We start from the raw sequence: 13492 nt of genomic DNA, 5'->3' as shown, positions 1-13492 counted from the left end.
GAAGACGTTGATATGAGCATTCGCCCACTGGATGGTATTACTGTTGTTTCTTTAGAGCATGCTATTGCCGCACCTTTCTGTACGCGCCAATTAGCGGACTTAGGCGCACGAGTCATTAAAGTTGAGAGGCCTGGCGGCGGTGACTTTGCGAGGGGTTATGACACCCAAGTAGATGGACTCTGCTCTCACTTTGTATGGGTCAATCGCTCTAAGGAAAGTTTGACCCTAGATCTTAAGCAGCCATCAGCAATTGCAGCACTCAAGACTTTGTTGAAGACCGCCGATGTCTTAGTGCAAAACCTGGCGCCAGGTGCTGCTGCACGTATGGGACTCACAGCTGAGATTTTGCAGAAAGATAATCCAAAACTGATTTTGTGCGATATCTCGGGCTATGGTAGTGACGGCCCTTATCGAGATAAGAAAGCCTACGACTTACTTATTCAGAGTGAAGCAGGATTCTTGTCGATTACCGGAACGCCTGAAAACCCTAGCAAGGCTGGAAATTCCATTGCTGACATTGCAGCCGGCATGTATGCCTATACCAATATCTTAGCCGCTCTCTTGCAAAGAGGAAAAACAGGTAAAGGCTCGGTCATCGATATCTCTATGCTCGAGTCTCTTACCGAATGGATGAGCTTTCCTCTGTATTACGCCTACAAAGGTGCAGAACCGCCACCGCGCAATGGCGCCTCTCACGCCACCATCTATCCATACGGCCCCTTTAAGGCAGGCGATGGTAAGACAGTCATGCTCGGCTTACAGAATGAACGTGAGTGGGTGCAGTTTTGCGAAACCGTTTTAGAAAACCCTGCACTTGCCCAAGATGAACGCTTTGATCGTAACTTCAAGCGCAATGAAAAGCGCGCAGAACTTTTAGATATTATTGACACTTGCTTTGGCGGCCTTACTTCCGAGCAATTAATTGCAAGACTAGAAAAAGCGCAGATTGCAAATGCCCACCTTAATGATATGGAGGGTCTTTGGAAGCATGAGCAGTTTAAAGCGCGCAATCGTTGGACCCAGGTGGATACCCCCAACGGTGCGATTGCTGCCTTGCTGCCCCCAGGATTAAATAGCAGCTATGACTATCGTATGGACCCCATCCCTGCGATTGGAGATCATACCGACTCCATTCTTAAAGAATTAGGGTTGGGAGAGTCTGACATTGCTAGCATGAAGGCAAGCGGCGCGATTTAAAGCAGTGGTGAAGTAAGATGCGCTGCGTTTTCGAGATAACGATGCCAGCGCGGGCGCTTTGCCCAGGTCTTAGGATCAACATAATCTGATTGCTCTAAGTAGGACGCAATCAGCTTCCCAAGATTGGCGCAGAAGTCATCGTTATACACAATTAAGCTAATTTCAAAGTTCAGACGCAAACTACGTTGATCAAAATTCACTGAACCAAAGATTGCAATCCGCCTATCAATCAACAAACTCTTGGTATGCAAGAGGCCTCCATGGAACTCTGCGATTTTGACGCCTGCATTCATTAAATCACCATAGAAACTTCTGCTACTCCAGGCGACCAATTTGGAATCATTTAACTTAGGGACGATCAGGGTAACCTTTACTCCACGGGCTGAAGCCGCCATCAATGCCTGAAGCAAGCCATCATCTGGGCCAAAGTATGGCGTAGTAATGGTTAACTCTTGTCTAGCATCCATAATGGCTGACAAGAGCACTTGATAAAGAATATCGTCTCGGTATACCGGGCCAGATGAAAACTCCTGAGCTAAAACGCCACCCTCATGTGGCGATACTGGTAGCTCGCGATCATTGAAGTGGGTAATTTTAGGGTTATCAACACTCCAGTCAAAAGAAAACGTGAGTTCAAACTGAGATGCAACTGGACCTTCAATGCGCACCATGGCATCAACCCACTCTCCCACTCCAGAGTCCTGCTTAAAAGTACGAGGGTCGACCATATTCATACTGCCAGTCCACACCACGGATCCGTCCACCACAAATATTTTTCGATGCAAGCGCAGATCTGCACGGCGGAACTGGAAGCGGCCAATCTGAATCGGCAATGCCTCAGTGACTTGAATGCCAGCCGCTTTAAAACGTTTGGGCCAAGCAGACTTAAACCAATCTTTACTTCCGAGTGAGTCCAACAAAACACGGCATGCAACACCACGCTTGGCTGCGGCTATCAAAGCCTCGCAAACCCGATCCGCATCACCGCCCAATGCCCAGATATAGAACTCTAAATGGAGGCTTTTCTTGGCTGAGTTAATTTCATCAATGAAATTTTGTAGAATTTTTAATGATTCTGTGTGCAATTTAATCTTATTGCCAGCAACCACGGGTGAGCCGTTCTTAGATTCTGCAAGCAGACTCAAGGCCCTACCTTCCATTGGCAATTTCTCTCTATCGCCAATAAATTGCTTCCTCATCAGCTCAGTAGTTTCCTGGTATTCGCGATTCATCCGAATAATTTTTCGAGTCAAGACTCTTCCAACTGGGCGCTCACCAATCAAAATATACAAACTTATTCCCAATAGAGGGAACGTCATCACAATAAATATCCACGCAAAAGCTACGCCAACAGGTCTTCTTACAGAAATAATAAGGAAAATAAAATACGTTACAAATGAGAAATGGATTAATAAAATCAATCTCAAATTAAATGTAGATTGTGTATTAATAAAAAATCCTAAGAAGTCATTCATTCAAGTTCCAATTCAGCAGTAATACCCAGGTGATCTGATAGTTTTAACCATTCATACAAAATTTCCGCTGAATGTACTTTTATTCCTCGAACATAAATCCTATCCATTGAAAGCAATGGCTTCACACTAGGAAACGTTTTTGCTGGAGAGCCAGTCAGCAATTCAAATACTTCATCAAAGCCGGCAGCCTTCATGGGAGCGCTCACACGATTGCGCCAATCATTGAAGTCTCCAGCCACGATCGTAGGTCCATTTTGAGTGAGTTCCTGGATATGCCCAATGATAGCCTCCAACTGTCGCTCTCTGCCCCGCTCGAAAAGCGCCAAATGCACACAGAAACAATGAATCGGTTGATCCTTGCCATCCAAAGTAGTAACGCTATGTAGCAGGCCACGACTCTCAAAACGATATGCTGAAATATCGTAGTTATTTCCTTTTTGTTGAGGGTGCTTAGAGAGGATGGCATTACCATGATGCCCATCGCGATACTCGACATTTTTCCCATAATGCCAATCGCGCCAAAAGTCTTCCGAAAGAAAGTGGGTCAACTCTGTTAACGGCCATTGGCTAAAGCGACGCACTCTACCCCGATGCTCCTGTTGCAGCTCCTGCAAGAAAAGTAGATCTGGGTGATGACTACGCATTTTTTCTCGCAGCTGGTAAATCGTGGAATGTCTATGTAAGGGAGATACCCCCTTATGGACATTCATACTCAGCACCGTGAAACGAGAAGTTTTATTAGGGCTCATTAAAACTGACCTGCGGCACGTTGACGTCGAACGCGCGCCAAGTAGATTTCGCTCTCGACTAAATCTTGACACTGCATGCATTTATTGCAAATGGATGCCCGCTCCCGCAACTCGTCAATCGAGTCTATCGGGTGAGTATCTAAATATTCGCGCAAATCCACGTCGAGGACCTCATTGCAGAGGCACACCACTTCAGCCATAGGTCAAAAATAGGGAAATCAATTTCATTACAGTCATTTTGCCATTGCCTTGATAGAATCAGGCGCATGTTAAAAGCTTTTCAAGATGCCCTTTCCTTGTTAGCCCACCTCGATGGCGGTGTAATGGGGATCGTCTGGGTTTCTCTACAGGTCAGCCTTACCGCCCTTCTGGTTGGAACGCTTTTGGGTCTACCGATTGGCGCCCTTCTGGCCACCGAACGTTTTGCGGGCAAAAGGACCATCATTGTGATCCTGAACACCCTCATGGGTGTGCCTACAGTCATAGTTGGCGTATTGGTATATCTCATGCTGTCACGTACAGGGCCCCTTGGCATGTGGGGCTGGCTATTTACAGTAAAGGGTATGACTGTGGCTCAAACATTGCTCACAACCCCTTTAATCGCAGCCCTTAGCCGCCAAATCCTGGAGGACTCCTGGAAAATACATCGCGATTCCTTTCTGAGCCTTAAATTGCCACCCCTTTCCCGCTTTAAATGGCTGATATGGGATTGCCGCTTCTCGCTGACCATTGCCGTGCTTGCCGGCCTAGCTAGAGCCATATCCGAGGTTGGAGCGGTCATGATTGTTGGTGGCAATATTGATCATTCCACCAGAACAATGACAACTGCGATTGCGCTGGAGACTAGCAAAGGCGACCTACCTTTAGCCCTTGCCCTTGGCATCGTCTTGCTCGCCATTGTTCTTCTGGCCAATTTATTTACCTTTGCAGTTCGCCAAATTGCGGAGCATCGCTATGGTTAATGCAATGGAAACTTTTGAAAAGTTCATTGAGCTCAAAGACATCATCGTCAAAAGCAATGGCAGAACCATTCTGAATATCCAGCACGCCCTCATTCCAGCAGACAGAATTACTGCTTGTATTGGCCCCAATGGCGCTGGCAAAACTACTCTTCTGAAACTTCTAGATGGGCTCGTTAAGCCAGATGGCGGAACAGTGAGTTACTCGTTTAAAACAAAAACGGCTTTGGTTTTACATCACACCCCGATGATCAAAGCCTCAGCAAAAACAAATATCGCAATGGTTTGTGATGCGGACGCGTCCATTACGAATGCTGATATAGACTCTGTGATTGAGCAAGTAGGTTTAAGCGAGTTAGCCAACAGCCCAGCACATAAATTATCCGCAGGCGAAAGACAAAAGGTTTGCCTTGGAAGAGCTATTCTGCAAAAACCCAATTTGGTTCTACTAGATGAGCCTACTGCCAATCTCGACCCCAAGACTACCGAACAGGTTGAAGAGCTGATTCGTCAATTTGACCGTCAGGGGGTAGATGTGATTTTTTCATCCCATCAACTTGCCCAAGTACAAAGACTAGCTGAGTACATTATCTTCATTGACCAAGGGGAAATAAAGGAAAAGGGACCCGTAGGCCCCTTCTTTAGCAATCCTCAAACTCCAGCAGCTAAACGCTACTTACGGCAAGAATTACTTTCCACCTAATTATTTGGCAACAGCTGCAACAGGCGGAGTAAATGGTGGTGGTGCAGTGCACGCTGCTGGCGCTGGAGTTCCAGAGACCTTAAATTGATCTGCCACCTTATTTTGGACTAAACACAATTTATATGCGCCAACCTTGTCCCCATAAGCGGCTTTAGCTTTAGCCAAATTAGCAGCCTCTTGTGCCTCTGGGCTCAATGGTGGCAAAGTCGCAAGTACCGAGGAGGCAGCAAATGCGCAAAACGTAAGAGCAATGATTCTTTTCATGGCCTTATCCTTATTTATTCAGTTTGTCATACCAGAGCTCATGGTGCTCTTTAGCCCAAGTAGCATCTACATAGCCGGTCTTCATGCCATCGATTGAACCTTGCATACCAATGGTGCCGATATAAATATGGCCCATCGCCATGGTAGTCATCAAGATTGCAGCGCTACTGTGAATGATGTTGGCGATTTGCATAGTGCCGCGCAGGTACTCAATCTGCATAAACGGCACAATCATATCGAGCACAAATCCTGAGGCAGAAATTACCAGGCCTAAGAAAGTCATACCGAACCAGAACCAAAACTTCTCACCCATATTGAAAAAGCCAGCAGGCACATGCTTGCCGCTAAACATTCCACCGAAAGTTAACAGCCAATTGAGATCGCCTTTTTCTGGAATATTTTTACCGACAAAGAGCAAGAAGAAAATCACAATGCTTAGGGTAAATAATGGGCCGGAAAAATTATGAATATTCTTGCAAACAAACAAGAAGGATCCATATGCGACACCGCCCATCAATGGCATTGCAAAATATTTGCCATACAAAATCATCAAACCAGTAAACGCTAAGGCCAGGAAGCTAAAGGCCATAACCCAGTGAGTGATGCGGTCCAATGCACTAAAGCGCTTTACTTTAATGCCTGACAATGGCTCGTGTAGTTTGATTGAGCCTTTGATGGTGAACATAGCAATAATGCCAAAGAAGGCAATCGCCAACAACCAGCCTCCGTATACAGTAATGATGCCGTTACGAATTACGCGCCATTCTTGACCAGCACGCTGGATCAAAACACCTGCTTGTTTATCCGGAATACTGACGTAGTTTTGTGGATCACTGTTTGGCGCCGTGAAAATGGATGGATTAGCTGGCTGAGCCTGCGCTTGAGTGCCATTGGCCAAAGCGTTTGGATTTGCCGGCACAGATGCAGGAGGCACGTCTACTCCACTAGGAGAAGGCAAAGGCGCCATCGGTGCACGTTCAGCAAAGCTCATACCACTCGCTAGAGTTAGTGACAAACCTACAGCCACCACCAAAGTGCGTAGAACTTTAGAAAATGATCGTTTCATACACATGTCCTTAAACGTTTTCGTTTTATTTATTGTTATTTAGTTGATCACTTAACGCGACTGTATTCGTTTTGACCTTGATTGCGCTTGTCAATTGACTCGGTCCAACTAGCCAGATTGCCTGGCGTCCAATTCTTAGTCATAAATCCATCATTAGCGCCCATATAAGGAGCTACATCTGGACGCTTAGCAGCTTTAGCAGCAATTTCTGGCGGCTCAGAGCAAGCCCCCAAGAAAGCAGCTACTGCAAAACACAAGCCGAGAGTTTTGAAATTGACTTTCATTATTGAGCTCCTGGAATCTTTGCAGCAGGCGTTGGTGTAGGCGCTGGGACATCTGGTCCACCGTAAGCAGTATTCCAACCAAAGGCTTTGGATCCTGGATACTTGCCATTCTTCTCACGGGTAGCAACGCGATTATTAAAGATGCCGCTAATGACATCACTATCGCCACCAATCAATGCCTTGGTAGAACACATTTCAGCGCAAAGCGGTAACTTGCCTTCTGCCAAACGATTACGGCCATATTTTTCAAACTCTGCAACGCTGCCGTTTTCTTCTGGGCCACCACTACAGAATGTGCACTTATCCATTTTGCTGCGGGAGCCGAAAGCACCCTTGCTGAGGAACTGAGGCGCGCCAAATGGGCAGGCAAAAGAGCAGTAACCGCAACCGATACAGATATCTTTATCGTGCAGAACAACACCCTCGTCCGTGCGGTAGAAACAATCTACTGGGCATACGGCCATACATGGGGCATCGCTACAGTGCATACAAGCAACTGAAACTGATTTTTCTTGACCAATGATGCCGTCATTCACCGTTACAACGCGACGACGGTTAACACCCCAAGGCACTTCGTTTTCATTCTTACAGGCTGTGACACAACCATTGCACTCAATGCATCGCTCCGTGTCACAAATAAATTTCATTCTTGCCATTGTGTTCTCCTGACCTTATTTTTTTGACTTAGGCAAATTTCTCGATTTGACACATTGTGGTTTTCGTTTCTTGCATCATCGTCACCATGTCATAACCATAAGTAGTTGCAGTATTAACCGCTTCACCCTGAACTACTGGGGCGGCGCCTTCTGGGTAATACTTCCGAATATTTTCGCCCTGCCACCAGCCAGCAAAGTGGAATGGTACAAACGCGGTTCCTTGATCAACACGCTCAGTCACTAATGCGCGCACCTTAATCTTGGCACCCGTTGGCGATTTCACCCAAACGTAATCCCAGTTCTTAATGCCACGATCTGCTGCAGCCTTAGGATTAATCTCCACAAAGTTTTCTTGCTGGAGCTCTGCCAACCATGGATTAGAACGAGTCTCATCACCACCGCCTTCATACTCAACCAAACGACCTGAAGTCAAAATGATTGGGAACTTCTCATATAACTTCTGATTCAAGTTTTGATCTTGAACAGTCTTATAGAGGGTTGGCAAGCGCCAGAAGTTTTTCTTATCAGCAGCTGTTGGGTACTTACGCATCATTGGAGCGTTTGTACTGTAGAGCGCTTCACGGTGAATTGGAACTGGGTCTGGGAAGTTCCAAACCACCGCACGCGCCTTGGCGTTACCAAACGGATGACAGCCATTCTTCATTACCACGCGCTGAATACCACCAGATAAGTCAGTCTTCCAGTTTTTACCTTCAGCGAGTTTTTTCTCGTCTTCAGTTAACTGATCCCACCAACCTAATTTCTTCATAAACACGTGATCAAACTCTGGGTAGCCGGTAGTAATTGCAGCCCCCTTAGAGTGGGATCCATCGGCAGCAAGCAAGCTGACGCCATCACGCTCAACACCGAAGTTAGCGCGGAAGTTACCACCGCCCTCCATCACGCTCTTACTTGTGTCATACAGATTTGGTGAGCCAGGATGCTTAATAGCTGCTGTACCGTAGCAAGGCCAAGGCAAGCCATAGTAGTCGCCAGTAGTGTCATAGCCAGTAACTGGATCAACAGCACCACGAGACTTCAAGGTCTTCGGATCAAAGGTTGCCGCCATTCTCATGTGAGCCTTGAGGCGCTCAGGAGTTTGACCTGTGTATCCAATGGTCCAGCAAGAGCGATTAATCTCGCGCAGGATGTCTTCAATTTGCGGCTCTTTCCATTGCTTACCGGCAAATTTGGAACTAAGCATTTTGTAATTCTTAGACAACTCTTCTCCGAAGCCTAAGCGATCAGCAAAAGCCTGCATGATCACGTGGTCAGGAACAGATTCAAACAATGGATCAATTACTTTCTCACGCCACTGTAATGAACGATTGGAAGCTGTCGCTGAACCGCAAGTTTCAAACTGCGTTGCTGCAGGCAATAAGTACACATTGCGATTCTTATTAACCGCTTGTCCTTCTGCAGCAGGCATTGCTGCCATTGCAGCAGTAGCACTTGGATATGGATCAACCACTACCAAGAGATCCAACTTATCCATCGCACGCTTCATGTCGAGGCCACGCGTTTGTGAGTTAGGTGCATGACCCCAGAAGAACAAGCCTTTTACGTTAGTCTGCTGGTCGATCATGTCATTCTTCTCGAGAACAGCATCAACCCAACGAGACACAGTAGTGCCGGATTTCTCCATCATGTCAGGCGCATAACGACCTTTAATCCACTCATAGTCAACACCCCAAACTGTTGAGAAGTGCTTCCATGAGCCAGCAGCCAAACCATAGTAACCAGGCAACGAATCTGGGTTAGGACCAACGTCAGTTGCACCCTGAACGTTATCGTGACCGCGGAAAATATTAGTACCACCACCAGACTTACCTACGTTACCTAAAGCTAATTGCAAAATACAAGAGGCGCGCACAATCGCATTACCGATCGTGTGCTGGGTTTGACCCATGCACCAAACAACGGTACTAGGACGATTCATCGCCATCGTTTTAGCGGCTTGGTAAACCTGAGCCTCAGGCACGCCACAAGCCTCTTCAACTGCGGCGGGAGTCCACTTCTCCATCACTTCTTTACGAATCTCTTCCATGCCATAAACACGGTCATTGATGTACTTCTTATCTTCCCAGCCGTTTTTGAAGATGTGATACAGCATGCCGAACAAGAAAGGAATATCAGTACCCGAGCGAATGCGGATGTACTGGTCTGACTTAGCAGCAGTACGCGTGTAGCGCGGATCTACTACAACGACCTTGCAACCATTTTCTTTTGCATGCAACAACATCAACATTGAAACTGGATGAGCTTCAGCTGCATTTGAACCAATGTACAAAGCGGCCTTGGAATTCATCATGTCGTTGTAGCTATTGGTCATCGCACCATAGCCCCAGGTGTTTGCAACACCCGCTACTGTTGTGGAGTGACAAATACGAGCTTGATGATCTGTATTGTTTGTGCCAAAGAAAGAGACCCACTTACGGAGTAAGTAGGACTGTTCATTATTGTGTTTGGAGGAGCCGATGAAGAACATTGCATCCGGAGAATATTTCTGGCGAATATCCTTCATCTGAGCGGTAATTTCAGTTAAGGCTTGATCCCAAGAAATGCGTTGGTACTTTCCATCAACCAACTTCATTGGGTAACGCAAACGGTAATCACCATGTCCGTGCTCACGCAAGGCGGCGCCTTTGGCGCAGTGAGCACCCATATTAATTGGGGAATCAAATACTGGGTTTTGACGGACCCATACACCATTCTCAACGGTGGCATCTACTGCACATCCCACTGAACAGTGAGTACAAATAGATCTTTTAACTTCAATCTTGCCCTTGCCGTCCAGCATTGCCTTGCTTTGCTCAGCAGATGCTTTTTGCACAAAGCTCAATTGACTAGCTGCGATACCAGCACCAACTCCCACACCTGAGCGCTTGAGGAAAGTGCGGCGGTCCATCGTTGGTACAGCAGCTTTTAAGCCGCGCGACAGACTACCGATCAGGCGCGATGTAGAACGACTGCTTTGTGGGGTATTGGATTTACGAGTCAGACTCATATGATGTCCCTGAGAAAGTTTTTTTATTTATTTAGAACAGTGAAACGATGATGGTTAAATCAGAGTGGATTCGTAGTACTTGCGCATGTGAGCAGTCATCGTTTGACCAACATCTTGCACTGCTTTAGCGCCAGTAATTTCTTGGATGACTGCTTTGCCAACTGGAGTTTGGCTCGCTACGGCAACGGCCCCAACTGCAGCGCCTGCACCAATAAAGAACTTACGGCGCGATGGCTTGTTTTCTTCGCTTAAAGCAACCTTGGATTTGGTGGTCATTGCATGCTCCTATGGGATTATTCTTGATTTGTATCAAGTGTAATAGGAAATCGCATTTTTGACATATTGGTGTAACTATTAGTTATTACGACAATATTTATATTGCGATGCAACATCAAATCATGTCGAAGCCCTGCCCTTCAATTGCTAGGAATTCTCTGGTTAGGGCTGCGATTGGATGATACAAGTGCATTTCTGGAATGCCTTCTATTGCGTCGCAAAATTCGTCATACCAGGGACGAATATGCTCATTGAAATAAACCCTTTGATTTGTAAGGTTTGAGATTTCCACGTCATCCCCCGCAATGAGATAACGCATGACCTCACTGAGTGCCGAGATATGGTCTTCAGTTTCAGTCACCTCTTCTGCGGCCTCAAGCCCAAAACCCTCTAAAGCCTTGCGAATATTCACCAAGGGCTTTTCATTTAGATGGCCTGCCATGTAAAAGGAGCCATTCAAAACGACATTCGGCTTGCCAACGCTGATGAAATTCAAATCAAACTCATCATGCCAAGCTTTGGCGGGATTATTTTTAGCGACCTCTACTACATCCATCCAAACCTTAGCTAAAGGCGCCTCATCAGCAACATCTTGTTGATCAGCGGTAGCGGCAATTTGATCCAAAAGCTCTTGATCGGGCGGCATCTGAAAAAAGCGGGCAATCAAGCCATATAAATCGGCCCTAGCCAAATCCTCAGGCAAGCCTACATCGCCTACTTCGGCGGATAGATTCGCTTTTGCTGCTTCTTTCGCAATTTCACTCATGTTTCTTTTTTCACCATATCCACCACTCGACAATCACTACACATCTTCAATCGATCCATTGCAGCCCCAGCAAAAGCACCATGCGCTCCAAGCTTGCTGAGCATCAAATCAACCATCTTAAGTGTTCCAAAAGGCTTGCCGCAGCTGATGCAATGGAATGCCTGGGTTTCATTGAGGGTGGTTCGTTGCTTGCGCTGCTCAACGGTTTGTAAACGAGGTGCAAGAGTTAAAGCCTTCTCGGGACAGGTTTGCACACAGATGCCACACTGAACACACTGCTTCTCAATAAAAGAAAGAATGGGTTCATCGGGATTGTCTAAAAGCGCGCCTTCAGGGCAACCGCTGACGCAAGACATACACAAGGTGCAAGCATCTTTGTTAATTGCTAGACCACCCAATAGGGAGGACTTTGGAAGTACAACACCCATCTCCGGCAACGGAGTCTTCGCTTGTTTTTGCAAATGCTCTAAAGCTGCCTCAAGCGTTTCGCGTTTCTGATTTGATAAACCAATACTTGCAGGAGTACAGATTGGACTGAGTGATCCACGCTGACGCAATATGCCCATTGCCTTAGAAACAGTCGCTATATCTTCAGCAGAACTAGCCAAGATCAAATGAACGCGATCGTCAAACCCATACGCATTGAGAATGCTGTTTGCTAAAACTACCTGCTCTTCAAGTACTGCACGATATGCGGGATCCTCGTCTCCACTTAACAACAAAGTCACTTCCGCAAAACCATACGTCAGCGCACCCAACCATAAGTCCAAGCCAGTGGAGGCGATATGCTCAATGCCATAAGGAATCACAAATGCTGGGAGACCTTCGAATTGCTTTGGCATGACATGCGCAGACCTACCCAAGCCATCAATCATTTGCGTACCCGCTTTTAGGGTATGCAAAAGTAAGCTGGGAGCCATCGCCTGATTGATCTTTTTAGCTTCGGCGGTAAAGGCGCTCGCTACCGTTTTGAGCTCTTTACCTTGATGAGCAACGCTTGGGTAGTTGTAACGCATTGCACCGGAAGGGCATGCAGTTGCACAAGCTCCGCAACCCATACAAAGATTTGGATTGACCTCTACAGAACCTTGGCCATTTTTAAAGATTGAACCAATAGCGCCTGTTGAACAAACATCAATACAAGCGCTGCAACCTACTTTGCCATTGCGGCCATGAGCACAAATTTTTTCGTTATAGGCAAAATATTTGGGCTTTTCAAACTCCCCCACCATCTCGGAGAGTTGATTAACTGCCAGCGCCTGCTCAAGGGGATCAACACCGGGAGCGAAGTACCCCTGCGGCGTTTGGCTCATGCGCATCTTGGGATCTACACGTAGGTCCAAAATTAAATCGAATTCTGAATTACGTTCACGCTCTTTGCGATCAAACGATATTGCACCAATGCCGGCACATGCAGTAACGCAATCGCGATGGGATTTGCATTTACCTAAATCAATCTGGAAGGAAAGATTAATGGCTCCCTCAGGACATACCTCAACACAGGCCCCACAGCGAGTACACATCTCTGGGTCAATCGGATTTTGCAACTGCCAATCTACTGAAAAGTTCCCTAAATAACCATCCAACTTGGTAACTGCTCCGGTAAAGATTGGGTAGCTTCGGGTCAGCGGTAAGTCACCGGGCTGTGTACATAAGACAGACACATCCAAAGATGGGCTTAATTTTTCAGCCCAAGGAATGGCTTGTGACCCAGCGCCGATAATTAACAACCTACCCTGGCTTTCGTAATTCACAACAGGAACAGGTTCAGCCTCTGGCATATCAGCCAAGGCCAACAGAGCCGCAATTTTAGGGCCGGATGTTTTAGCTTCTTGAGTCCAACCAGCTACTTCACGAATATTGACAAAACGCAGTGGCGCAACCAATGGCTTTTCAGCTTGGTCAGCTAGCTCACTAAAAAGTGCGCCCTCTTGCGTACACGCTATCACCAGAGAATCAGAGCCATCTAGGGCCTTTAAAAAAGAGCCGACCTCCTGCCTGCACAAGGATTGGTGAATCGGAACCCTGATAGCTTTTGCATCCAAAGGCATGGTGCCATTACAGTTGCAGACTAATTTTTGACTCATGCG

At 46.7% G+C, this 13492-nt stretch carries 14 protein-coding genes; 3 read left to right on the top strand and 11 right to left on the bottom strand.

Annotated features, from left to right (window positions below; all coding sequences use genetic code 11):
* Positions 1–12: 12 nt before the first annotated feature.
* Positions 13–1197 carry a CaiB/BaiF CoA-transferase family protein gene (locus tag C2755_RS03200; protein ID WP_215321742.1) on the top strand — a complete coding sequence of 395 codons (1185 nt, stop codon included), beginning with the start codon at positions 13–15 and terminating at the stop codon, positions 1195–1197.
* On the opposite strand, the gene cls is transcribed toward C2755_RS03200, so the two are convergent.
* From cls to C2755_RS03185, 3 genes are read right to left on the bottom strand one after another with little or no spacing between them, the layout of a single operon-like run.
* Complete coding sequence (gene cls, locus C2755_RS03195; RefSeq protein WP_215321741.1) at positions 1194–2672, bottom strand: cardiolipin synthase; 1479 nt, start codon at positions 2670–2672, stop codon at positions 1194–1196. The two genes, C2755_RS03200 and cls, sit on opposite strands and share 4 nt — an antisense overlap.
* Positions 2669–3382, bottom strand: a complete 714-nt coding sequence (locus C2755_RS03190; protein WP_256441240.1) for an endonuclease/exonuclease/phosphatase family protein — start codon at positions 3380–3382, stop codon at positions 2669–2671. Before C2755_RS03190 ends, cls begins: the two co-directional genes overlap by 4 nt.
* Before the next feature lie 38 nt (positions 3383–3420).
* The gene (locus tag C2755_RS03185; protein ID WP_215321739.1) at positions 3421–3621 is read right to left on the bottom strand and encodes a (2Fe-2S)-binding protein; all 201 of its coding nucleotides are present in this window, start codon (positions 3619–3621) and stop codon (positions 3421–3423) included.
* Between the two features lie 66 nt (positions 3622–3687).
* On the opposite strand from C2755_RS03185, the gene C2755_RS03180 reads away from it, so the two are divergent.
* Both C2755_RS03180 and C2755_RS03175 read left to right on the top strand, forming a co-directional pair.
* Positions 3688–4383: an ABC transporter permease gene (locus C2755_RS03180; RefSeq protein ID WP_215321738.1), complete on the top strand. Its 696-nt coding sequence runs from the start codon at positions 3688–3690 to the stop codon at positions 4381–4383.
* A complete protein-coding gene (locus C2755_RS03175; protein ID WP_215321737.1) occupies positions 4376–5083 on the top strand; it encodes an ATP-binding cassette domain-containing protein in 708 nt (235 codons plus the stop codon). The genes C2755_RS03180 and C2755_RS03175 overlap by 8 nt, the downstream gene beginning before the upstream one ends.
* Here C2755_RS03175 and C2755_RS03170 read toward each other — a convergent pair whose 3' ends face one another.
* From C2755_RS03170 to C2755_RS03135, 8 genes are all read right to left on the bottom strand, one after another.
* A complete protein-coding gene (locus C2755_RS03170) occupies positions 5084–5347 on the bottom strand; it encodes a hypothetical protein (RefSeq protein WP_215321736.1) in 264 nt (87 codons plus the stop codon). It abuts the gene before it with no gap.
* A 10-nt stretch (positions 5348–5357) separates the two neighbouring features.
* Positions 5358–6413: a formate dehydrogenase subunit gamma gene (locus tag C2755_RS03165; RefSeq protein WP_215321735.1), complete on the bottom strand. Its 1056-nt coding sequence runs from the start codon at positions 6411–6413 to the stop codon at positions 5358–5360.
* 47 nt (positions 6414–6460) lie between these two features.
* The gene (locus C2755_RS03160; RefSeq protein WP_215321734.1) at positions 6461–6697 is read right to left on the bottom strand and encodes a hypothetical protein; all 237 of its coding nucleotides are present in this window, start codon (positions 6695–6697) and stop codon (positions 6461–6463) included.
* On the bottom strand, positions 6697–7353 hold the full coding sequence (fdh3B, locus tag C2755_RS03155; protein ID WP_215321733.1) for a formate dehydrogenase FDH3 subunit beta: 657 nt from the start codon (positions 7351–7353) through the stop codon (positions 6697–6699). The genes C2755_RS03160 and fdh3B overlap by 1 nt, the downstream gene beginning before the upstream one ends.
* 28 nt (positions 7354–7381) lie before the next feature.
* A complete protein-coding gene (locus C2755_RS03150; protein WP_215321732.1) occupies positions 7382–10360 on the bottom strand; it encodes a formate dehydrogenase subunit alpha in 2979 nt (992 codons plus the stop codon).
* Positions 10361–10414: 54 nt separating this feature from the next.
* Positions 10415–10636 (bottom strand): formate dehydrogenase, encoded by a 222-nt coding sequence (locus C2755_RS03145; protein WP_215321731.1) that lies wholly within the window; start codon positions 10634–10636, stop codon positions 10415–10417.
* Positions 10637–10751: 115 nt separating this feature from the next.
* Positions 10752–11402 carry a molecular chaperone gene (locus tag C2755_RS03140; protein ID WP_215321730.1) on the bottom strand — a complete coding sequence of 217 codons (651 nt, stop codon included), beginning with the start codon at positions 11400–11402 and terminating at the stop codon, positions 10752–10754.
* On the bottom strand, positions 11399–13489 hold the full coding sequence (locus C2755_RS03135; protein WP_215321729.1) for a 4Fe-4S binding protein: 2091 nt from the start codon (positions 13487–13489) through the stop codon (positions 11399–11401). The genes C2755_RS03140 and C2755_RS03135 overlap by 4 nt, the downstream gene beginning before the upstream one ends.
* Between the last annotated feature and the right edge of the window lie 3 nt (positions 13490–13492).

This window comes from Polynucleobacter sp. MWH-S4W17, from assembly GCF_018687535.1.
Taxonomy (GTDB): domain Bacteria; phylum Pseudomonadota; class Gammaproteobacteria; order Burkholderiales; family Burkholderiaceae; genus Polynucleobacter.
This window is presented reverse-complemented; position numbering and strand designations above follow the sequence as displayed.

What these genes read in the sequence shown, in the direction of transcription:
- C2755_RS03200 (WP_215321742.1), top strand. Translation starts at nt 13, where the DNA reads ATGAGCATTCGCCCACTGGATGGTATTACTGTTGTTTCTTTAGAGCAT.
- cls (WP_215321741.1), bottom strand. Translation starts at nt 2,672, where the DNA reads ATGAATGACTTCTTAGGATTTTTTATTAATACACAATCTACATTTAAT.
- C2755_RS03190 (WP_256441240.1), bottom strand. Translation starts at nt 3,382, where the DNA reads ATGAATGTCCATAAGGGGGTATCTCCCTTACATAGACATTCCACGATT.
- C2755_RS03185 (WP_215321739.1), bottom strand. Translation starts at nt 3,621, where the DNA reads ATGGCTGAAGTGGTGTGCCTCTGCAATGAGGTCCTCGACGTGGATTTG.
- C2755_RS03180 (WP_215321738.1), top strand. Translation starts at nt 3,688, where the DNA reads ATGTTAAAAGCTTTTCAAGATGCCCTTTCCTTGTTAGCCCACCTCGAT.
- C2755_RS03175 (WP_215321737.1), top strand. Translation starts at nt 4,376, where the DNA reads ATGGTTAATGCAATGGAAACTTTTGAAAAGTTCATTGAGCTCAAAGAC.
- C2755_RS03170 (WP_215321736.1), bottom strand. Translation starts at nt 5,347, where the DNA reads ATGAAAAGAATCATTGCTCTTACGTTTTGCGCATTTGCTGCCTCCTCG.
- C2755_RS03165 (WP_215321735.1), bottom strand. Translation starts at nt 6,413, where the DNA reads ATGAAACGATCATTTTCTAAAGTTCTACGCACTTTGGTGGTGGCTGTA.
- C2755_RS03160 (WP_215321734.1), bottom strand. Translation starts at nt 6,697, where the DNA reads ATGAAAGTCAATTTCAAAACTCTCGGCTTGTGTTTTGCAGTAGCTGCT.
- fdh3B (WP_215321733.1), bottom strand. Translation starts at nt 7,353, where the DNA reads ATGGCAAGAATGAAATTTATTTGTGACACGGAGCGATGCATTGAGTGC.
- C2755_RS03150 (WP_215321732.1), bottom strand. Translation starts at nt 10,360, where the DNA reads ATGAGTCTGACTCGTAAATCCAATACCCCACAAAGCAGTCGTTCTACA.
- C2755_RS03145 (WP_215321731.1), bottom strand. Translation starts at nt 10,636, where the DNA reads ATGACCACCAAATCCAAGGTTGCTTTAAGCGAAGAAAACAAGCCATCG.
- C2755_RS03140 (WP_215321730.1), bottom strand. Translation starts at nt 11,402, where the DNA reads ATGAGTGAAATTGCGAAAGAAGCAGCAAAAGCGAATCTATCCGCCGAA.
- C2755_RS03135 (WP_215321729.1), bottom strand. Translation starts at nt 13,489, where the DNA reads ATGAGTCAAAAATTAGTCTGCAACTGTAATGGCACCATGCCTTTGGAT.